We start from the raw sequence: 19065 nt of genomic DNA, 5'->3' as shown, positions 1-19065 counted from the left end.
AATGTGTGTGCGGGATCACCGATCGGGCGGAGCGAGATGGAACGCGCGCAAACGGAAGAGGCGAAGCCGGGGCGTACCCCCCGGCCGGCCACGGCTGCCGGACGGGCCGGGTCGTACCGGACCATGACCGCCTTCACGGCGGCCGACGAGGAGCGGCAGCGCGGCGTACGGCGCATGAAGCTCACGGCGGCCGGACTGCTGCTGTTCGTCGCCGTCGTGTACGTCCTGGCCACCTGGGCCGGGCACTCGGGGGCGGGCCCCTGGACTGGCTATGTGGCGGCGGCCGCCGAGGCCGGCATGGTCGGCGCGCTCGCGGACTGGTTCGCGGTCACCGCGCTGTTCCGGCATCCGCTGGGCCTGCCCATCCCGCACACCGCGATCATCCCCACCAAGAAGGACCAGCTGGGCGTGTCCCTGGGGGAGTTCGTCGGCGAGAACTTCCTCTCCGAGGACGTCGTACGCCAGCGGCTCGCCGCCGTCGGCATCGGCAGCAGGCTCGGCGACTGGCTGGGCCGCCCGGAGAACGCCGACCGGGTCACCGCCGAGCTGGCCACCGCGCTGCGCGGCGCGCTGACCGTGCTGCGCGACTCGGACGTGCAGGCGGTGGTGGGGGAGGCGATCACCCGGCGGGCCGACGCGCGGGAGATCGGGCCCGCCGTGGGCAAGCTGCTGGACCGGATCGTGGCCGACGGCGGCCACCGGCGCGTGGTCGACCTGGTGGTGGGCCGCGCCCATGAGTGGCTGGAGCGGCACCGGAACGACGTCATGGTGGCCATCGAGGGCGGCGCGCCGGGCTGGACCCCGCGCTTCGTGGACCGCAAGGTCGGCGACCGCGTCTACAAGGAACTGCTGCGCTTCGTCACCGAGATGCAGGAGATGCCCGCACACCCCGCGCGGGCGGCCCTGGACCGCTTCCTCACCGACTTCGCCTCCGACCTCCAGTCCGACACCGAGACGCGGGCGCGGGTGGAGCGGCTCAAGAGCGAGGTGCTGGCGCGGGACGAGGTGCAGGACCTGATCGCCTCCGCGTGGACCGCCGTACGGTCCATGATCGTCGCGGCGGCGGAGGACGAGCAGAGCGAGCTGCGGCTGCGGGTGCGGGCCGGGCTGATGTCGCTCGGGCAGCGGCTGGCGACCGAGCCGAAGATGCAGGGCAAGGTCGACCGCTGGGTGGAGGGCGCGGCCGTCCACGTGGTGACGAGCTACCGCACGGAGATCACCTCCCTGATCACCGAGACCGTGGCGGGCTGGGACGCGGAGCACACCACCCGCAAGATCGAGGCGCACATCGGGCGTGACCTCCAGTTCATCCGGATCAACGGCACGGTGGTCGGCTCGCTGGCCGGACTGGTGATCTACACCGTGTCGCGGGCGCTGGGCGGCTGAACGACTCCTCCGGCCAGGTGAGCCTGCCCGTCCGGGCGGTCTGTTCCCGCGTGGCGCGGGCACCCGTAACTCGTCCTTCGACGAGGAGGGGTGCCGATGAGCGAGGGGTGCGGATGAGCGAGGGGTGCCGATGAGCACGGCAACCGGGACACCGTCGGCGGCCGGCGGTACGACCAGCAGTGACATTCCGGCCCGGCTGGACCGCCTGCCCTGGTCCCGCTGGCACTGGACCATCGTGATCGGCCTGGGCACGGTCTGGATTCTCGACGGCCTGGAGGTCACGGTCGTCGGCAACATCGCGGGCCGGCTGTCCGAGCCCGGCAGCGGCCTGTCGATCAGCTCCGGGCAGGTCACGGGCACCGCGGCCGCGCTGTACGTGGCCGGTGCGTGCGTCGGCGCCCTGTTCTGGGGCCGCCTGACGGACCATTTCGGGCGCCGCAAGCTGTTCATGATCACGCTGGCGGTGTATCTCGCGGCGACGGCGCTGACCTCGCTGTCGACCGAGGCGTGGTGGTTCTTCCTGTTCCGGTTCCTGACCGGCTTCGGCATCGGCGGCGAGTACGCGGCGATCAACTCCGCGATCGACGAGCTGATCCCGGCGGCCTATCGCGGCCGGGTCGACCTGATGATCAACGGCAGCTTCTGGCTGGGCGCGGTGGGCGGCTCCCTGCTGTCCATCCTGGCGCTCGACACGGCCTTCCTGCCGGAGAACATCGGCTGGCGGCTGACCTTCGCGCTCGGCGCGGTCCTGGCTCTCGTCATCCTGCTGGTCAGGCGGCACGTACCGGAGAGCCCGCGCTGGCTGCTGATCCACGGGCGGGACCGGGAGGCGGAGGAGATCGTCTCCGGGATCGAGCGGCGGATCGAGGAGGAGCGCGGGGAGCCGCTGCCCGCGCCGGAGGGCCGGCTGGAGATCCGGCGGCGCGGCAGTGTGACCTTCATCGAGATCGCCCGGACCGTCTTCGGCCGCTACCGCAGGCGCGCGGTGCTCGGCTTCTCCCTCTTCATCGGCCAGGCGTTCCTCTACAACGCGATCACCTTCGGCTTCGGCGCCATCCTGACCCGCTTCTACGACATCCCGGCGGACCGTACCGGCTACTACTTCGCCGTCATCGCGGTCGGCAACTTCTTCGGCCCGCTGCTGCTGGGCAAGCTGTTCGACACGGTGGGGCGCCGGGTGATGATCTCCTCGACGTACCTGCTCTCCGGTGTCCTCCTCTTCGGCACGGCCTGGCTCTTCGACCGGGGCGTCCTCAGTGCGGCCACCCTGACGGCCTGCTGGTGCGCGGTCCTCTTCTTCGCCTCGGCGGGCGCGTCCAGCGCCTATCTGACGGTCTCGGAGATCTTCCCGATGGAGACGCGTGCCATGTCCATCGCCTTCTTCTACGCCCTCGGCACGGCGGCGGGCGGCATCAGCGGCCCGCTGCTGTTCGCCGACCTCACGGGCACGGGCCGGGTCGGCGACACGGTGCTGGCCTTCCAGATCGGCGCGGCGCTGATGTGCGTGGCGGGGCTGGTGGCGGCGGTGCTGGCGGTGCGGGCGGAGGGGCGGTCACTGGAGGACGTGGCTACGCCGTTGTCGTCCTCGGCGGGCTCCGAGGAGAAGGGGGTGGGGGTGGGGTAGGGGCTTGTTGGTCTGGCGGGACCGGGGCCGGGGCGTGTGGGGGCCTGTTGGCCTTGTCTTGCGGAGCCGGGGCTGTCCGTGTTCGTCGGACGGCCCCGGCTTTCCTGGCATCGGCGGCCGGCCAGGGCCGGGCAGGGCCGGGCAGCCGAGGCGGTGTTCAACCCCGCCGGCCGCCCAGGACCGGGCGGACGAGGCGGTGTTCAGCCCCGGCGGTCGGCCAGGGCCCAGGAGGCGAGCGCGACGGCACCGGCCACGCCGAGGACGGACGGCCAGGCGCCGACCTTCTTGGCGAGGGGGTGCGAACCGGCGAAGCCGGCGAGGTAGGCACCGGTCAGCGCGGCGGCCGTAGGAGCCCCGGCCCGCGCGTTCCACTCACGAGCGGCGAGGGTGCCGGCAGCGGCCAGTACGACCCCGCCGAGCGGGCGCTTCTTGGTCCAACGGGCGACGCCGTAGCCGCCGATGAGTCCGGTGGCGGCGAGGGCCGCGCCGGGAATCTTGGGCATGGGTGTCTCCTGTCGTCCCCGTATGTCGTTGTTCGGTATGTCTGCCGCCGAGGCTAACGCGCGGTACGGAACGAGCATCGACCGGGTCACCCACCCCCGACGTGGCCACAACCATCCCCCATGCCCCTCCGATCGCGGACAGCCGTGGCCCACCACCTGGAGACCCTTCAAACCGCCCGCCTTCTCACCCAACTCCCGCCGGGGTGAGTCCTGCTGTTCGGCTTGGTGGACCTAGCGGCGGTGGCGTAGCCGCCGACCCAAGCCGTATCAATTGATGGGGCGATACGTTCAGAACCAGATCAGGTCGAACCAAACGACGTGACAAACATGATCAGCCTGGGTCACCATGAGGGGCATGAACGAGCGTCGCATCGGCCACATCGATGGCGTAGTCCCTGGCTCAGTCTTCGCAAGCCGTCTTGATGCCAAGTATGCCAACCTTCATGCCGATAACATGCGCGGCATCTCCCGCCTCAAAGGCCAAGATGGTGTGTACGTAGCCGATGCGATCGTCTTGAACGGTGGATACGAGGACGACGAGGACGAGTGGTATCGCGTTCTCTATACCGGCGCTTCTCCGGACGCAGATAAAAATGGCAAGAAGCTGCTGCGTAGCCAGTCTTGGGACTATCGAGATAATGCTGCGCTAAAGCTCAGCTATGAGCGCGGGATCGACGTCCGGATCATTCGCGGTCCCAAGGGTGACCAACGCTACTCGCTTCCCGACCAGTACAGGTATGACGGCCTGTACCGGATCACTGCTGCTCGTACTGCCATTTCTAAGTCTCCGGCTCCAAGCGGCTCGCCGATCGAGATCTGCCAGTTCGAGCTTGAGCGACTTCCTGATGAAAAGCAGGAGTTGACTGAGGCGGAGCGCGACATCACGGCTGTTTTGGTTCAGCAGGAAGAGCTGTTGCAGGGAGAGCTGGGGGACGGGCTCGTAGAGGACGAGGAGGTCGAGTTCTCGGACAGTGAGAAGCTGCCCAGGACGCGTGCCGTGTCAGTGCAGCGAATTGTTCGAGATGCCGCTGCTGCCCGGCGCATCAAGGATCTCTACGAGCATGAGTGTCAGATCTGCGGCACGCGGATCGTAGGCCCCGACGCGAAGCCCTACAGTGAGGGTGCGCACATAAGGCCCCTGGGTAAGCCGCACGGTGGCCCGGACGTCGAACGAAACATCCTTTGCCTGTGCCCCAATTGTCACGTGCGATTCGACATGGGTGCCATCGTGATCGACGAGGACTGGTCCATCGTCGTTCGGGCTGGACTGTTTGGCGACGCTGTGCGGTCCAAGCTCAAGATGCACCGCAAGCACAGGGTGCACGAGGGGTATGTCCGTTACCACCGTGATTGGTGGCAGGGGGCGAGTGACCCCAGCCAGTCGTAGGGCCGGGGTCGGTGCGCCCTACTTTATCCCGTGGCACACCTCATAGGCGCGCCCGGACCCGCACCAGCATGCCGCCCCCCGCTGCGGCGGCCACGCGATCGCCAAGCCGCGGGCCGCCAGTGTTGTTGCGTACTGGGGCAGCAGGGAGGGGTCTGCTGGGGAGGCGCCCTCCGAGGCCGCGAAGGCTTCGTACGACGGGACTGTGCCCGTCACGATCCCGAGGTTCGGGGTGCCGGAGGCGGCGAGTTCGCTCAGGGACGTCTCTATTGTCGCGAGATGGCCGGAGTGGGAGGTGTACTCCGACTCCAACGTCGGATACGCCGCCACGAGTTCCGTCAGTTCCGTCGACGGCCAGTGCAGGACTGCCACCGGGTACGGGCGGGACAACGCCTCGCGGGCTGTGGTGAGTTCGGCTCGGAGGCGGGAGAGTTCGGCCTCCAGTTCCGCGGGGTTCTCCGAGCCGAGGGACCAGACGCGCTTGGGGTCGTGGAGTTCGTCCAGGGAGACCGGGGAGGTGTGGAGGGTGTCGGCGAGGGCGTCCCAGGTGTCGTGCGGGAGGCCCAGCATGCGGCGGACGCGGTGGCGGCCGAAGAGGAGAGGGTGCGTGGCGTACGGGGGTTCCGGCACGTCCGTCAGGAGCAGGACCGCGCCCTCGTGGAACGTCTCGTGCGCCGCCTGGAGTTCGTCGTGCGACTCCAGCGACTCCGCGACGATCACCCAGGGCGCCGCCTCCCGCGGAGCCGTGGCGCGGATGCCGTCGATGATCGCTCGTGCCTCGGCCTCATGGCCGTACTCCCACAGGTTCGCCGCCTTCAGGGCGCGGACGAGCTGCGGATGCTCCAGGGGGCCGGCGGAGGACAGCAGGCGGTCGTAGAGCGCGGTCGCCGCGGGGCGGGCGCCGGACAGTTCGAGGTGGGCCGCGGCGCGCAGCAGCAGGGCCTCCGCGTCCTCGGGGTACAGGCCGGCGGTCCGCTCCAGGCGTGCCGCTTCAGCGGTGTGGTCGACGTTCTCGGCAGGCGTGTCGGGGCGCATGGATGACACCGTACTGCCGAGGGGTGACAGCGGAGGAGGGCGCCCGAGGTGGAGATTCCTCCAACTCATGGCGAGCGCGGGCCAAGCGAACAGCGGTCGAGAGCCCTGCCCTGGCCATCGACACCGTGCCGGGGCTCGGGGTTGTCGGCAAGGTGGCCCCGTTCCTGTCCTTTCTCACCCTGGTGACCGTCGCCGTGGTCCCGCTGGCCGCCGCGCTCTACGTCGTCACCAGCACGACCTGGAGCGCGGTGGAGCGGGCGGTGCTGTCATGAGCGGCCGGGGGCAGGGGCGGTCAGATGAGGATGCCCGCCAGCTTCCGCCAGGCCGCGCGGGGCAGGTCGTCCGGGGAACCGGCGTGCACGACTTGGAGGGCGACATGGTCGGCGCCCGCGGCGAGGAAGGAGTTCACCTTGTCCCGGATGCGGTCGTCGTCGCCCCAGGCGTACAGCGAGTCGATCAGGTGGTCGCTGCCGCCGTCGCGCAGGTCGTCCTCGCTGAAGCCGAGGCGCTGGAAGTTGGTGGTGTAGTTGGGAAGCTGGAGGTACATGTCCAGGTGGGCGCGGGCCAGTTCGCGGGCGCGGGCCGGGTCGGATTCCAGTACGACGCCGAATTCCGGTGCCAGGAGCGGGGCTTGGCCGAGGAGCTCGCGGGCCTGCGCGGTGTGCTCTGGGGTGACGAGATAGGGGATCGCCCCCAGGGAGCGCTCGCCGGCCAGTCGTACGGTCTTCGGTCCGAGCGCGGCCAGTACGCGCCGTCCGGCCGGGACACCGGCCGCGTCCAGCGCGTCCAGGTAGTCGACCAGCGCCGAGTACGGCCGCCGGTACTGGTCGGCGAACTTGGCGTGGCTCACGCCCAGGCCGAGCAGGAAGCGGCCGGGGTGCGCGGCGTCCACCTCGGCGTACCCGGCCGCGCTCTCCTCGGCGTCGTACTGCCAGATGCTCTGGATGCTGGTGCCGACGATCAGCCGGTCGGTCGTCTCCAGCAGCGGCAGGGCGTTGACCGGGGCGCTGCTGCCGCCGAGCCACGCGGTGCCGTAGCCGAGTTCCTGGAGTTCGGCCGCCGTCTCACCGATCTCGCCGCGCCGGCCCGGGTCCTCGTTGCGCAGGCCGACGCTCCAGACGCCGTACCGGCCGATCGCCGCCTTGTCGATGCTCCCGGTCGTCGAGTCGCTCATCGGGTAGTTCCCTCCGGCTGGATGTCGTGCCGTCGATCGTCGTGCACGACGGACTCAACCGGAGGGAGCCGCGCGGTAGTCCCGCGCTGCGATCACTCGCCGAGGAACCGCTCCAGGGCCTCGACCACCAGGCGGTGGTCCTCGATCTGGGGCAGGCCGGAGACGGTCACCGAGCCGACGACGCCGACGTTCTCCACGGTGATCGGGAAGGAGCCGCCGTGCGCCGCGTAGCGGTCGGGGTCGAGCCGGGACGAGTCCTCGAAGGTGGTGCCCTTGGCGCGGAAGCGTGAGCCGACCAGGTAGGAGGCGGCGCCGTAGCGCTCCACGACCCGGCGCTTGCGGGCGATCCAGGCGTCGTTGTCCGGGGTGGAGCCGGGCAGTGCCGCGTGGAAGAGCTGCTGGCCGGCGCGGTGGATGTCGACGGCGATCGGCGCCTGCCGCTCCCGGCCCAGCTCGACCAGGAGGGAGCCCAGCGCCCAGGCGTCGTCGTGGGTGAAGGTACGGAACTTAAGGCGCTGTTCCTGCGCCTCCAGGTCCGCCACGCTCTGAGTGGTCTGCGGCTGCGTCATCAGAGGGTCACCGTCACCTTGTCGCGGGCGGAGCGGCGGGCCGCCTCCAGTACGTCGAGGGTCTCGGCGGCCTCCAGCGCGGTCACCGGGTTGGGGCCGGTGCCACGGACGGCGGCGGCCACGGCCGCGTAGTAGGCGGGGTAGTCGCCGGGCAGCGTCTCGACGGCGGTGCCGCCGCCGGTGACCGGGGACTCGCCGGCGCCCAGGCGGCCCCACAGCGACTCCTCCTCGACGCCCCACGCGGCCTCGGTGCCGGGGCGGGCGCCGTCGCGCAGCGCCGCCTCCTGCGGGTCCAGGCCGTACTTCACGAAGCCGGCGCGCGAGCCGAGCACCCGGAAGCGGGGGCCGAGCTGGGCGGTGGCCGCGGAGACGTAGAGGTGCGAGCGGACGCCGCTCGCGTGGGTCAGGGCGAGGAAGGTGTCGTCGTCCGTCTCGGCGCCGTCCCGCCGTACGACCGCCTCGGCGTACACCTCGGTGACCGGGCCGAACAGCACCAGGGCCTGGTCGACGACGTGGCTGCCGAGGTCGTAGAGCAGACCGCCGATCTCCGCCGGGTCGCCGGACTCGCGCCAGCCGCCCTTCAGCTGCGGGCGCCAGCGCTCGAAGCGGGACTCGAAGCGCCATACGTCGCCCAGCGCGCCGTCGGCCATGAGCCTGCGCAGGGTGAGGAAGTCGTTGTCCCAGCGGCGGTTCTGGAAGACGGAGAGCAGTACCCCGTGCTCGTCGGCGAGGGCGGCCAGTTCGCGGGCCTCGGCGGCGGTGCCGGAGATCGGCTTGTCCACGACGACCGGCAGACCCGCCTTGATCGCGGCGGTGGCGAGCGGGACGTGCGTCTTGTTCGGGGACGCGATGACGATCAGGTCCAGCTCACCGGCGCGCTCGAGCAGTTCCTCGGGGGTGGCGGCGACGCGGACGTCCGGGAACTCGGCGCGGGCCTGCTCCTGGCGCTCGGGGTTCGAGGTGACGACCGTGTCCAGGACGAGACCGTCCGTGGCGGCGATCAGCGGGGCGTGGAAGACGGAGCCGGCGAGGCCGTAGCCGATCAGGCCGACGCGGAGGGGTGTACCAGTCATGCCTCCTACTTTCGCAACGCTGTTGCCAAAGTGCAAGCGGCGGGGAGAATGGACCCGTGAACAGGACGAGGAGCAACCCGGCGGGGGCGAATCTGCTCGCGGTGCGGTCGCACAACACCGCGCTCGTGCTCGATCTGCTGCGCGGCGCCGGGCCGGAGGGCATCAGCAGGCTCGAACTCGCCGAGCGCACGGGGCTCACCCCGCAGGCCGTCAGCAAGATCACCGGGCGGCTGCGGGAGGACGGCTTCGCCGCGGACGCCGGACGCCGGGCCTCCACCGGCGGCAAGCCGCGCACCGTGCTGCGCCTGGTCCCCGAGGCCGGGCACGCGGTGGGCGTGCATCTGGACCGGGACGAACTGCGGGTGGTGCTGCTCGATCTGAACGGCACCGTGGTGGGGGAGCGGCGCGGCGAGGTCGGCCTCGGCGGCGGCGCGGAGACGGTGCTCGCCCTGGTCGCGGACGAGGTGACCGCGCTGGTCACGGAGGTGCTGGGCCTCGGGCTCGCGGACGCCGGGACGCTGCTCGGGGTCGGGGTCGCGCTGCCGGGCCCGCTGGACCACGTGGGCGGGGTGCTGCACCGGGTGACCGGGTTCCCGGAGTGGGAGGGGTTCGGGCTGCGGGACGCGCTCGCCGGGCGGCTCGGGGCGCCGGTGGTCGTCGACAAGGACACCAACGCGGCGGCGCTCGGGCTGGCGGCGGGGGGCGAGCGCGGGTCGTTCGCCTATCTGCACCTCGGTACGGGCCTCGGCGCCGGCCTGGTGATAGGCGGCAGTGTGCACCGGGGGGCGCGGACGGGGGCCGGGGAGTTCGGGCACCAGGTGATCCAGCTGGACGGGCCGCTGTGCGAGTGCGGAGACCGGGGGTGCCTGGAGGCGCTGTGCCTGGCGGCCGTCGGCCGTGGTGAGACCGCGGAGGCGGCGCGGGTGCTGGGGGTGGGGGCCGGGAATCTGGCGGGGCTGCTGGACATCGACCGTGTGCTGCTCGGCGGGCGGACCATCGCGTCGGCGCCGGGGGTCTACGTCCAGGGGGTCTCCGGGATTCTCGCCGCGCGGGCCCGGCGCGAGGGGCTGCCCGGCGAGACGGTCCCGGTGCGGCTGGCGCCGGGCGGGGAGCGGGTCGTGGCCGCGGGGGCGGGGCAGTTGCTGCTGGCGCCGGTGTTCGGGCGGGCAGGGGGCTGAGAGGGGCCTGCCGGTTGGCGCAGCCGGGGTCCACTGATCGGGCGGAGATGAGGGCGGGGCCGGAGTGGCGCGGTGGCGGGGGACGGGTTTCCGGCATGTTCATGTGTTCATGCGATTGTCCTCGGCCCTGTCGTTGTCCCTGTCTCGATCTTCCGCGTCCGCATCCGTGCCCGCCTCGCTCTGTCTCGTCGCCGTCACCGCACTCGCGCCCGTGTCTCCCGCGGCCGCGGTGGCCCCGTGCACGGCGGGTGATGACGGTTCCTTCCCGCTCGACACCCGTATCCACGGCGGTCCCGCCACCTACCGGGCCGGCGGGGCGCCCGGTACCTGGTACATCGACCTCGTCAACACCGGGTCGCAGGCGTGCGCCGGTGTCCATCCGGTCGTGGTCCTCGTCGACGACGAGCGTCTTCTGCGACCGTCGCAGGCCAAACTCGATTTCTACGACGGCCACAAGCGCCGCCCGGTCCGGCTGGAGAGCACCGACCGGCAGGAACTGGTCGGCGTGGTCGGGGCCGACGGTTTCGCCGGGTACACCGTGGCGCCCGGCAGGACGGTCACCGTCAAGCTCCGCCTGATGATCACCTCCGACGCCTTCGCCGACCACGTCACCGCCAAGGCCGCCCTGGTCCAGCGGCGCGGCCAGGACGGGGAATGGGTGGGGGAGTCCGAGGACTACGTCTTCGACATCGACGGCGAGGAGCCCGAACGGGACCCGGACGAGCAGCGCGACCCCGGCCGTACGGAGGGCCCCGTACCGCCGGCCGAGCCGGACCGGTCCAGCCGCCCCGACCAGCCGGTCGGCACCGATGAGCCCGGCCGGCCGACCGGCACCGACGAGCCCGACCACCCGTCCGGCACCGACGAGCCCGACCGCCCGGTCGGCACCGATGAGCCCGGTCGGACCCCCGGCCCGACCGACCCCGCAGACCCCGACAGCACCCCGGTCGATCCCAGCCGCGCCCCCGACACCACCGAGGCAGGCGTCACCCCGGCCGCCGAAGAACCCTCCGCCACCGCAGCCGCCACCACCGCCCCCCTGGCCCCCGTCGACCCCTCCCCGCCCAACGCCGACGCCGACGACGCCGAGGACCCCGACCAGCAGCTCGCCGAGCTCGCCCGCACCGGCCAGGCCGTACCGCGCGGCCTCCTCACAGCGGCCGCCGTACTCCTCATCCTTCTCGGCGGCACCGCGCTGGTACTGGCCCGCAGACGCCGCTGACCTCACTCGACGCCCCCTCGCGGCCGCCGCCGGGCTCCTCTCCAGGGCAACACCGCGCCCCTGCCCCCGGAGCCGCTCGCGGCGGCTGCCCTGCCTCCGGCTGAAACCGGCAGCGCGCCCTCGCCGGCCCGTCGCCCCTCCGGAACCACCCCGGCCCCCGCCGCGCCGAAGGAGCCACCTCGTTCCACCTGGCTCACAGCGACACGACGCCCTCGGGTCTCCGACCCGCGCAGCCCCGCCCAGGGCGGCCGCCCTCGCCCCTCGAATCCGCTCAGGTTCCGCCGAGACCGCACCAGCCCGACCCACCCAGGCCCCGCCGCAGGCCGCATCCAGCCCCAGGCACCCCGGAACCGCTCAGGTCCCGCCGAGACCGCACCAGCCTCACCCACCCAGGCCCCGCCGCAGGCCGCATCCAGCCCCAGGCACCCCGCCGACCTCCCCCGAAACCCGCCACCCAGCAACCACCCGCCGCCCAGCAACCACCCGCCACCCAGCAACCACCCGCCACCCACAACCACGCCCGCCGCCCACAACCACGCCCGCCTAACTACCCTGGACCTCTCAGCCGTCGGCAGACACCCGCAGGAGGACGCACGCATGGCAGATCGCAGGCCCATCGAGTCGTGGCTCACCGACATGGACGGCGTCCTGATCCATGAGGGGGTCCCGATCCCCGGCGCCGACGCCTTCCTGAAGAAGCTGCGCGAGGCCGAGCGGCCGTTCCTGGTGCTGACCAACAACTCCATCTACACCGCCCGCGATCTGCACGCCCGGCTGACCAGGCTGGGCCTGGAGGTGCCGGTGGAGAACATCTGGACCTCCGCGATGGCCACCGCCCAGTTCGTGGACGAGCAGCGGCCCGGCGGCAGCGCGTACGTCATCGGCGAGGCCGGGCTGACCACCGCGCTGCACGACGTCGGCTACATCCTCACCGACCACGACCCCGACTTCGTGATCCTGGGCGAGACCCGTACGTACTCCTTCGAGGCCATGACCAAGGCGGTCCGGCTGATCAACGCCGGCGCCCGGTTCATCGCCACCAACCCGGACAACGTCGGCCCCTCCACCGAGGGCGCGCTGCCCGCCACCGGCTCGGTCGCCGCGCTGATCACCGCCGCGACCAAGAAGAAGCCGTACTTCGTCGGCAAGCCCAACCCGCTGATGATGCGCGCCGGGCTCAATGTGCTCGGCGCCCACTCGGAGACCTCCGCGATGATCGGCGACCGCATGGACACCGACGTGCTCGCGGGACTGGAGGCCGGGATGCGCACCTTCCTGGTGCTCACCGGGGTCACCCAGGCGGACGAGATCGACCGTTACCCGTTCCGTCCGTCCAAGGTCGTCGACTCCATCGCGGATCTCGTAGACCTGGTCTGAGCTGGGGGTTTGTCGGCATCTTCAAACCCGATCCCACCCGTACGGAGCAACCGGACGCCCTGTGAGGATGCGGAAGCGCACCGGACGGGGGAACCTCCCAATATCTGGAGGTTCACGATGGGCTCACTTCGCCTCACTCTCTGTACTGGAATCCTCGCCGCCGCCGCGTTCACCCCGGTGGCCCACGCGGCGGACGGTGACTCGCACGGCACCGGCGGGCTCACCGTGGCCCCGGCCGTCCCCGTCCCCGGTACCGATGTGTCGCTGCGGGTGCGCGGCTGCACGGCGTCGCAGGGCACGGCGGTGTCGAGCGCGTTCGTCTCGGACGCCCGGCTGACCGGCGGACAGGGCGACCTCTCCGGGGAGACGCGCGTCCGCACCTCGCTCAAGGCGGGCGCCTACGACGTGCGGATCACCTGCGCCGACTACTCGTTCACCGGCCGGATCAGCGTCGACGAGTCAGGGCACGGCACACGCCCCGACTCCGACTCCGATTCCGACTCGGGGCCGGACACCGGGCCCTCCCCGGTCGCCCCGGTCCACGCGGGCGGCGGCGGTACGGCGGCCGGTGACAGCGCCGGGGCCGGCAACAGCACCCTGTTCGCCACCGTGGCCCCCACCGGCTCCGGCCCCGGCGCCGCCCAGGCCCTGACCGGGCTGGCCCTCGCCGGCTGCGCGGCGGTCACGGTCGGGGCGCTCCGGTCCCGGCGGAGCCGGAACAACGGCTGAGCGGGAGCCGGAATGTCCGAGGAGCGAGGGCACACCACCGCCACCGGCCGGCTGATCACGGTCGTGGCCTGGGCCGTGCTGCTGCTCGGACTCTGGCTCTGGGGGCGGGACGTGACCGGGCTGCCGGAGAACCCGGCCGGCACCGCGCACGGCGATGTGGCCGGACTCGGCGGCATCCCGCTGCCCGCCCCGGCGACCCCGCTGTCCGACTCCGCCCCGCAGCGCGTCGACGTCCCCCAACTGGCCATCCAGGCACCGGTGGTGGCACGCGGGCTGGACAGCCGGGGCGGCATCGACCCGCCGCCCTTCGACCAGCCGGGGGTGGTCGGCTGGTACGGCGCCGGGACCACACCCGGCGCGGCCGGCACCGCGCTGCTCGTCGGCCATGTCGACACCGAGACCCGGCCCGCCGTCTTCTACCGGCTCAGCACCCTCGAACCCGGTGAGACCGTCCGGGTGGTCCGCGCGGACGGCCAGGTCGCCCGGTTCACCATCGACGACGTCGAGGTGCTCCCCGCCGACCGTTTCGACGCCGAGCGCGCCTACGGCACCCGTCACCCCGGCCGCGCCGAACTCCGCCTGATCACCTGCGGCGGCACCTACGACCGCGCGAGCCGCACCTACACGGCCAACGTGGTCGTCTCCGCGTACCTCACCGGTACGGGAGCCTGAGCACGCCCTGTCAACAGCCTTGACAATCAAGGGCGTTGGCTTCCACGTCTCCGCATGTCCGGCACGGCCGGCATGCCACGATTGGCCCTGAGGAGCAAATGCGCCCAGGGGGGAATCGCATGTACGAGAAATGGGGGGCTCGGGCGTCCGTGGTGCTGCTGGGGGCGGCACTGCTGACGGCCGGGTGTTCTTCAGGGGATGACGGCGCCGGGGGAGCGCCGATCACCCAGCGGCCCACAGCCGCCGACCCCTACTGGGTCAACCCCGACGGCAACGCAGCCCGCCAGGTCGCCGCCTACGAGAAGGCCGGGAAGAAGACCGAGGCCGCGCGGATACGGAGGATCGCCGAGCAGCCGGTGGGGGAGTGGATCGGCCCGGAGAACCCGGAGGGGGAGGCACGCGGGTACACCGAGGCCGCCGCCAAGTCCGGCCGTACCGCCCTGCTGGTGCTCTACAACATCCCGCACCGCGACTGCGGCCAGTACTCGCAAGGAGGCGCGGCCGACGGAGCCGCCTACCGGGCCTGGATCGACGGGGTCGCGCGCGGCATCGGGGACCGCGCCGCCACCGTCGTCCTCGAACCGGACGCCCTGCTCCACCTGGTGGACGGCTGCACGCCCGAGGAGTTCCACGAGGAGCGCTACGACCTCCTCAAGGGCGCGGTCACCACGCTCACGTCCCTGAAGAACACCAGGGTCTACCTGGACGCCGGCAACGCGGGCTGGGGCCACCCCGACCAGATCTTCGCCCCGCTGAAGTCGGCAGGCGTGGAGGACGCCGACGGCTTCGCCGTCAACGTCTCCAACTTCTACTCCACGACGGACTCCATCGCCTACGGCAAGCGCCTGGCCGCCAAGGTCGGCGACAAGCACTTCGTCATCGACACCAGCCGCAACGGCAACGGCCCGTACACGGAAGGCGCCCCCGAGGAACGCTGGTGCAACCCACCGGGAAGGGCCCTGGGCGAGCCCCCCACCACGAAGACGGCCGACCCCATGGTCGACGCCTACCTGTGGGTGAAGCGCCCAGGAGAGTCGGACGGCGAATGCAAGGGGGGCCCGAAGGCGGGGGCCTGGTGGCCGGAGTACGCCCTGGACCTGACCCCCTAGGGCACCCGCACCCACCGAGCCTTCGACGGCGTCCCCTGATCGTCATCCACGAACAGCATGTACCACCCCGCCTGCACCAGATTCCGGTTCCCCGGCACCCGCACAGTGATCCGGTCGCCGGAGACGCTGAAGTCCAGTGCGATCGACCGCTGATCCACATCCGTCACATGCGTGGCCGCGCTCGGCCGGATCAGCCGCACCTTGCGGATGCTCGGCGCGTGCTGCGAGACGAACGTCCCCGAGCCGCCCCGCGCGATGCTCTCCGGCCCCTTGCCCAGCGAGGGCCGGGAATCCCGGTACAGGTAGGGCGGGGTGTAGATCTCGATCCGCTGCTCGAAGCTGCCAGGCTTGGTGTTCGCCCGGTCCCCGTACAGCGGGTCGGAGCCGAAGAACATCACCCGCCCGTCCGGCAGCAGGATCGACCCGGAGTGGTAGTTCCGCCCCACCAGCGGATCGGCGACCCGGGTGAAGCTGTCGCTGTCCGGGTGGTAGATCCGCGCCTGGAGGATGTCGGAGTCACCGCGCCCCCGGTAGTCCTCCGAACCGCCCGACACCAGCACGGTGTCGTCGGGCAGCACCGAAGCCTGCGGATACCGGGTGCCCTTGTCCAGTGAAGGCCCGTCCACGAAGTGCGGATCGCGCGCCTTGAGGTCGATGAGCCGGGTCTTCCTGCTGGACAGCCTGGACTCGCCGACCCCGCCCCCGCCGATCACGAGGAACCGCTCGTCCTGCGCCGGAGGAAGCAGCACCGTGCCCGAGGTCTCCAGCCGGCCGGGATCGCTCAGCCCCGGCAGCTCGGTGAACTCGTTGCTGGCCACGTCCCAGACGCCAGGCCCCCGGCCCACGTCATCGGGGCCGTAGCCCGCGTTGGAGCCCGAGTAGAAGACCTTGCCGTTCTGCGTCAGGAACAGCGCCGGGTAGGTCGGGAACTGCCGGATCTTCGGCGTGTACGTCCACTTCTTCGTCGCCGGGTCGAAGACCTCGTTCTTGCCCGGCACCAGCTGGCCGATGTCGTCCAGGCCGGAAACGCTGAGGACCCTGCCGTCCGACAGGGTGGTGAGCGTCGGGTACCAGCGGGCCTCGTTCATCGGGTCGACCTTGATGTACCGCTCGGCCACCGGATCGAACTCGAAGGCGTCGCGGATGCCCTGGAAGTCCTTCTTGTCGAGCGCCAGCTTCTGCGCGATGCCGTACGTGTTGCGCGCCTCGGCGCCGGTGAGCCCGCGCACCCGGTAGTTGTCCTGGGTGCCCGTCTGGTACTTCGCGCCGCTGCGCTGCGCCTCGACGTAGATCCGGCCGAGGCCGGGGTCGTTGCGCAGGAACCTGCCCGCGCGGTCGAAGACCTTCTTCGCGCGCGGGACCAGCACCGGGTCCTTGGAGACGAAGGTGCGGCCGTTGCTCTTCCCGGTGAACCGGGTGCCGGCGGGCAGGGTGACCGGGCGGTCCGGGTTCTCGTTGTGGACGATCAGCAGGCCGCCCGCCTTGGTGACATCGCCCTTGAGCTTCTCGTACCGCTTGGTGCCGCCCGCGATCAGCAGATGACCGTCGGCGAGTTGGGTGTGGCCGGTGCAGAAGAGGTCCTTGGGTGTGGGGATCTTCTTGATGGTGCCCTTGACCGGGTCCCAGAGCCGGGTGTCGAACCTCTTCGCGTCGAAGTTGTCCTGGTTGTTGCCCGACCCCGCCACCAGCAGCACCTTCCCGGTGCGCAGCAGGGCCGCGTGGATGGTGTCCTGGCGGTACTTCTCGGGAAACTCCACGACCTCCCAGTGGCCGTTGGCGGCCTTGTACTCCGGCTTGTTGATCTTGTACTGGTGGTACTGCACGGTGCTGAAGCGGTAGAGCCACGGCCCGTTCATCCCGGCCAGCGCGAGGACCACCACCGCGCCCATCCCCAGTCGGCGGGCGCGGCGGCGGCCGGCGAAGTCCCTCATTCCTTCACTCCCCCCAGCCCGCCCAGGGCGATCCGCATCGTCTGCTCCCCGTCGCCGTCACGGGCCGTGCGCTGCACGGGGACGCGCGGCGTGGGCAGGGGCTCCGGTACGGGCCCGGCAGCCGCACCCAGCTCGACCCGCTCCCGCCGCAGCGACCACCGCCAGACGAGGATCGGCGAGGCGGTGATCAGCAGGGCGAAGACCGCCCAGGTGATCATCGCGGGGTGGGCGTGGCCCAGCGCGAAGCCCGCGGTGAGGGAGCCCGCGAAGACCGCGATGAAGAACCAGTGGATGCGGAACGTCCCGAACAGCGTGTCCGGGCTGGCCGAGTCGCCCTTGGGGGTCACCACGAAGCCGCTCTTGCGGCGCAGTACCGCGTCCAGCAGCGAGCGGGCGTACACCGGCGCGGAGAGCGCCGACATCATCATGCCCGCGACCCCGCCGGACCCCTCCGGTTCGTGCGGGGAGACGTTGTGCCGCCGGTTCCAGACGTACAGGCCGATCTGGAGCGCGGAGGCGTTGCCGTACAGCATCAGCCACACGGTGGGGTCGATGTTCACGCCCGAGGCGCCCAGGCCGAGGAAGAGCGCGCAACTCAGGGCGGCCAGAATCCAGTTGAGGGCGGACATCGGGTAGAAGATGATCATCATGGTGTAGTTGAAGAGCTTGCCCGGCGGCAGCGTGAAGAAGCCCTTCCCGTACTGCTTGAGGATCGTCTCGTAGGTGCCCCGCGACCAGCGCAGCTGCTGGGTGAAGAAGTCGGTCCAGGCGTTCGGGCCCTCGCCCACCGCGAGCACGTCCGGGGTGTACACCGACCGCCACTTGCGGCCGGTGGCCGGGTTCTTCGCCCGGTGCATCTCGAAGCCGGTCGCCATGTCCTCGGTGATCGAGTCGTACAGCCCGCCGATCTGCTTCAGCGCGCCGATCCGCACCGCGTTGGAGGTGCCGACGAACATCGGGGCGCCGTAGCGGTTCCCGGCGCGCTGGATCAGCGCGTGGAAGAGGAACTGCTGCGACTCGGCGGCCTTGGTGACGAACGTGTCGTAGTTGCCGTACACCTGCGGGCCGATGACGAAACCGACGTCCGGGTCGCGGAAGTAACCGAGCATCCGCTCCAGGTAGTTGGGGAGCGGGACGTGGTCGGTGTCGACGGAGGCGAAGAAGTCGTAGCCGTCGCCGTGCGCGTCCAGCCAGGCGTTGTAGTTGCCGTGCTTGGTCCGCGCGCGGTGCGGTCCCGAGGGCTGGTTCCACTTCGCCACGCCCTTGCGGCTGAAGTGGCGGACACCGAGCCGGGCGCAGACCTCCTTGACGGCCGGGTCGTCGCCCTCGTCCAGCAGCCAGACGTGCATGAGGCCCCGGTGCCGCAGCCGTACGGCCGCCTGAAGGGTCCGGGTGACCATCTCCAGCGGCTCCTTGCCGGGCACGAAGGAGGTCAGGAACGCCACGCGGGTACCGGCCTCGGGCACCACCGGCACCGGGTCGCGGGCGACGAGAGTGGCGTGCGCGTTGGACAGCACGTTCATGCAGCGGAAGAACTCGATCAGGCCGATCGAGACCAGCATGACGGTGTCCAGCGCCGGCAGGAAGCCGTAGGCGGGGTAGTCACGCTCGGTCCAGTGCTCCGGCTGGAGCAGCCAGGCCAGCAGGACGAGCGAGAGCAGCGGGGCGGCGCCCAGCATGAGCGCGGCGCGTATCCGGTGCGGCTCCTGCGAGAGCAGCGAGCGGTAGCGCACGGTGTAGGGCTCGTCGGCGGGCGGCTGGGTGAGCGGGCCGGCGAGCCTGCTGTAGTGCTCGTAGTCGTATCTCGGCAGGCTCTCCGCGACCCGGCCGGGCCGGTGCGAGACGGTTCTCGGTCTTGTGGTCCGTGACGGATCATCCGTCATGAGTCATCCCCCCACACGCGGGTCAGCGCGTGTTTCGTCGGTCCTTCCGTCCGCGACGGACCTCCCCAGGCCGTCGAGGGCGGCTCGATGGCATGCCGCCGTGACCACGCCCTGACTCACCGTGAGCAGAACAGGGAACGGCGATGCTCCGGTCGCGGCGCGGGATGCCCCCCAGGACCTCCGACTCCGGCGGGGCCCCTTCGCCCCGCCGGTGCG

The 19065-nt window shown here is 71.3% G+C and carries 16 protein-coding genes and 1 pseudogene; 10 read left to right on the top strand and 7 right to left on the bottom strand.

Features of this window, described 5'->3' with window-relative positions; genetic code table 11:
• The first annotated feature begins 36 nt into the window (after positions 1-36).
• Positions 37-1386: a DUF445 domain-containing protein gene (locus tag ACIGA3_RS04865; protein WP_399710553.1), complete on the top strand. Its 1350-nt coding sequence runs from the start codon at positions 37-39 to the stop codon at positions 1384-1386.
• 130 nt (positions 1387-1516) lie between these two features.
• A complete protein-coding gene (locus ACIGA3_RS04860; RefSeq protein ID WP_399710551.1) occupies positions 1517-3010 on the top strand; it encodes an MFS transporter in 1494 nt (497 codons plus the stop codon).
• 200 nt (positions 3011-3210) lie between these two features.
• On the opposite strand, the gene ACIGA3_RS04855 is transcribed toward ACIGA3_RS04860, so the two are convergent.
• Positions 3211-3513, bottom strand: a complete 303-nt coding sequence (locus tag ACIGA3_RS04855; RefSeq protein WP_399710549.1) for a hypothetical protein — start codon at positions 3511-3513, stop codon at positions 3211-3213.
• 355 nt (positions 3514-3868) lie between these two features.
• Here ACIGA3_RS04855 and ACIGA3_RS04850 point away from each other — a divergent pair, with 355 nt between their 5' ends.
• Positions 3869-4900 carry a YDG/SRA domain-containing protein gene (locus tag ACIGA3_RS04850; RefSeq protein WP_399710547.1) on the top strand — a complete coding sequence of 344 codons (1032 nt, stop codon included), beginning with the start codon at positions 3869-3871 and terminating at the stop codon, positions 4898-4900.
• Positions 4901-4918: 18 nt separating this feature from the next.
• On the opposite strand, the gene ACIGA3_RS04845 is transcribed toward ACIGA3_RS04850, so the two are convergent.
• Positions 4919-5932 carry an SEC-C domain-containing protein gene (locus ACIGA3_RS04845; protein WP_399710545.1) on the bottom strand — a complete coding sequence of 338 codons (1014 nt, stop codon included), beginning with the start codon at positions 5930-5932 and terminating at the stop codon, positions 4919-4921.
• Between the two features lie 83 nt (positions 5933-6015).
• Between ACIGA3_RS04845 and ACIGA3_RS04840 the strand changes: the two are divergent.
• A pseudogene (locus tag ACIGA3_RS04840) lies at positions 6016-6204 on the top strand (hypothetical protein); the annotation flags it as partial.
• 20 nt (positions 6205-6224) lie between these two features.
• Here ACIGA3_RS04840 and ACIGA3_RS04835 read toward each other — a convergent pair.
• The 3 genes from ACIGA3_RS04835 to ACIGA3_RS04825 form a co-directional block, all read right to left on the bottom strand.
• Positions 6225-7106: an LLM class F420-dependent oxidoreductase gene (locus tag ACIGA3_RS04835; protein ID WP_399710543.1), complete on the bottom strand. Its 882-nt coding sequence runs from the start codon at positions 7104-7106 to the stop codon at positions 6225-6227.
• 92 nt (positions 7107-7198) lie between these two features.
• The gene (locus ACIGA3_RS04830; protein WP_399710541.1) at positions 7199-7675 is read right to left on the bottom strand and encodes a heme-degrading domain-containing protein; all 477 of its coding nucleotides are present in this window, start codon (positions 7673-7675) and stop codon (positions 7199-7201) included.
• Complete coding sequence (locus tag ACIGA3_RS04825) at positions 7675-8748, bottom strand: Gfo/Idh/MocA family oxidoreductase (RefSeq protein WP_399710539.1); 1074 nt, start codon at positions 8746-8748, stop codon at positions 7675-7677. Before ACIGA3_RS04825 ends, ACIGA3_RS04830 begins: the two co-directional genes overlap by 1 nt.
• Before the next feature lie 56 nt (positions 8749-8804).
• Between ACIGA3_RS04825 and ACIGA3_RS04820 the strand changes: the two genes are divergently transcribed.
• The 6 genes from ACIGA3_RS04820 (at position 8805) to ACIGA3_RS04795 (ending at position 15035) form a co-directional block, all read left to right on the top strand.
• Positions 8805-9926, top strand: a complete 1122-nt coding sequence (locus tag ACIGA3_RS04820; protein ID WP_399710538.1) for an ROK family protein — start codon at positions 8805-8807, stop codon at positions 9924-9926.
• A 211-nt stretch (positions 9927-10137) separates the two neighbouring features.
• On the top strand, positions 10138-11148 hold the full coding sequence (locus ACIGA3_RS04815; protein WP_399710536.1) for a hypothetical protein: 1011 nt from the start codon (positions 10138-10140) through the stop codon (positions 11146-11148).
• Positions 11149-11745: 597 nt separating this feature from the next.
• Positions 11746-12525 (top strand): HAD-IIA family hydrolase, encoded by a 780-nt coding sequence (locus tag ACIGA3_RS04810; protein WP_399710534.1) that lies wholly within the window; start codon positions 11746-11748, stop codon positions 12523-12525.
• A 117-nt stretch (positions 12526-12642) separates the two neighbouring features.
• A complete protein-coding gene (locus ACIGA3_RS04805) occupies positions 12643-13254 on the top strand; it encodes a hypothetical protein (protein ID WP_399710532.1) in 612 nt (203 codons plus the stop codon).
• Between the two features lie 12 nt (positions 13255-13266).
• Positions 13267-13926 (top strand): class F sortase, encoded by a 660-nt coding sequence (locus ACIGA3_RS04800; RefSeq protein WP_399710530.1) that lies wholly within the window; start codon positions 13267-13269, stop codon positions 13924-13926.
• Positions 13927-14045: 119 nt separating this feature from the next.
• On the top strand, positions 14046-15035 hold the full coding sequence (locus tag ACIGA3_RS04795) for a glycoside hydrolase family 6 protein (RefSeq protein ID WP_399710528.1): 990 nt from the start codon (positions 14046-14048) through the stop codon (positions 15033-15035).
• Here the strand turns inward: ACIGA3_RS04795 and ACIGA3_RS04790 are convergent.
• Together ACIGA3_RS04790 and ACIGA3_RS04785 are read right to left on the bottom strand one after the other, a co-directional pair.
• Positions 15032-16966, bottom strand: coding sequence for a galactose oxidase-like domain-containing protein (locus tag ACIGA3_RS04790; protein ID WP_399710526.1), 1935 nt, complete (start codon positions 16964-16966; stop codon positions 15032-15034). The two genes, ACIGA3_RS04795 and ACIGA3_RS04790, sit on opposite strands and share 4 nt — an antisense overlap.
• On the bottom strand, positions 16963-18849 hold the full coding sequence (locus tag ACIGA3_RS04785; RefSeq protein WP_399710524.1) for a glycosyltransferase family 2 protein: 1887 nt from the start codon (positions 18847-18849) through the stop codon (positions 16963-16965). Before ACIGA3_RS04785 ends, ACIGA3_RS04790 begins: the two co-directional genes overlap by 4 nt.
• Positions 18850-19065 lie beyond the last annotated feature (216 nt).

Origin of the sequence: Streptomyces sp. NPDC085596 (genome assembly GCF_044541565.1) — a bacterium.
Lineage (GTDB): Bacteria > Actinomycetota > Actinomycetes > Streptomycetales > Streptomycetaceae > Streptomyces.
This window is presented reverse-complemented; position numbering and strand designations above follow the sequence as displayed.

What these genes read in the sequence shown, in the direction of transcription:
- ACIGA3_RS04865 (WP_399710553.1), top strand. Translation starts at nt 37, where the DNA reads ATGGAACGCGCGCAAACGGAAGAGGCGAAGCCGGGGCGTACCCCCCGG.
- ACIGA3_RS04860 (WP_399710551.1), top strand. Translation starts at nt 1,517, where the DNA reads ATGAGCACGGCAACCGGGACACCGTCGGCGGCCGGCGGTACGACCAGC.
- ACIGA3_RS04855 (WP_399710549.1), bottom strand. Translation starts at nt 3,513, where the DNA reads ATGCCCAAGATTCCCGGCGCGGCCCTCGCCGCCACCGGACTCATCGGC.
- ACIGA3_RS04850 (WP_399710547.1), top strand. Translation starts at nt 3,869, where the DNA reads ATGAACGAGCGTCGCATCGGCCACATCGATGGCGTAGTCCCTGGCTCA.
- ACIGA3_RS04845 (WP_399710545.1), bottom strand. Translation starts at nt 5,932, where the DNA reads ATGCGCCCCGACACGCCTGCCGAGAACGTCGACCACACCGCTGAAGCG.
- ACIGA3_RS04835 (WP_399710543.1), bottom strand. Translation starts at nt 7,106, where the DNA reads ATGAGCGACTCGACGACCGGGAGCATCGACAAGGCGGCGATCGGCCGG.
- ACIGA3_RS04830 (WP_399710541.1), bottom strand. Translation starts at nt 7,675, where the DNA reads ATGACGCAGCCGCAGACCACTCAGAGCGTGGCGGACCTGGAGGCGCAG.
- ACIGA3_RS04825 (WP_399710539.1), bottom strand. Translation starts at nt 8,748, where the DNA reads ATGACTGGTACACCCCTCCGCGTCGGCCTGATCGGCTACGGCCTCGCC.
- ACIGA3_RS04810 (WP_399710534.1), top strand. Translation starts at nt 11,746, where the DNA reads ATGGCAGATCGCAGGCCCATCGAGTCGTGGCTCACCGACATGGACGGC.
- ACIGA3_RS04805 (WP_399710532.1), top strand. Translation starts at nt 12,643, where the DNA reads ATGGGCTCACTTCGCCTCACTCTCTGTACTGGAATCCTCGCCGCCGCC.
- ACIGA3_RS04800 (WP_399710530.1), top strand. Translation starts at nt 13,267, where the DNA reads ATGTCCGAGGAGCGAGGGCACACCACCGCCACCGGCCGGCTGATCACG.
- ACIGA3_RS04795 (WP_399710528.1), top strand. Translation starts at nt 14,046, where the DNA reads ATGTACGAGAAATGGGGGGCTCGGGCGTCCGTGGTGCTGCTGGGGGCG.
- ACIGA3_RS04790 (WP_399710526.1), bottom strand. Translation starts at nt 16,966, where the DNA reads ATGAGGGACTTCGCCGGCCGCCGCCGCGCCCGCCGACTGGGGATGGGC.
- ACIGA3_RS04785 (WP_399710524.1), bottom strand. Translation starts at nt 18,849, where the DNA reads ATGACGGATGATCCGTCACGGACCACAAGACCGAGAACCGTCTCGCAC.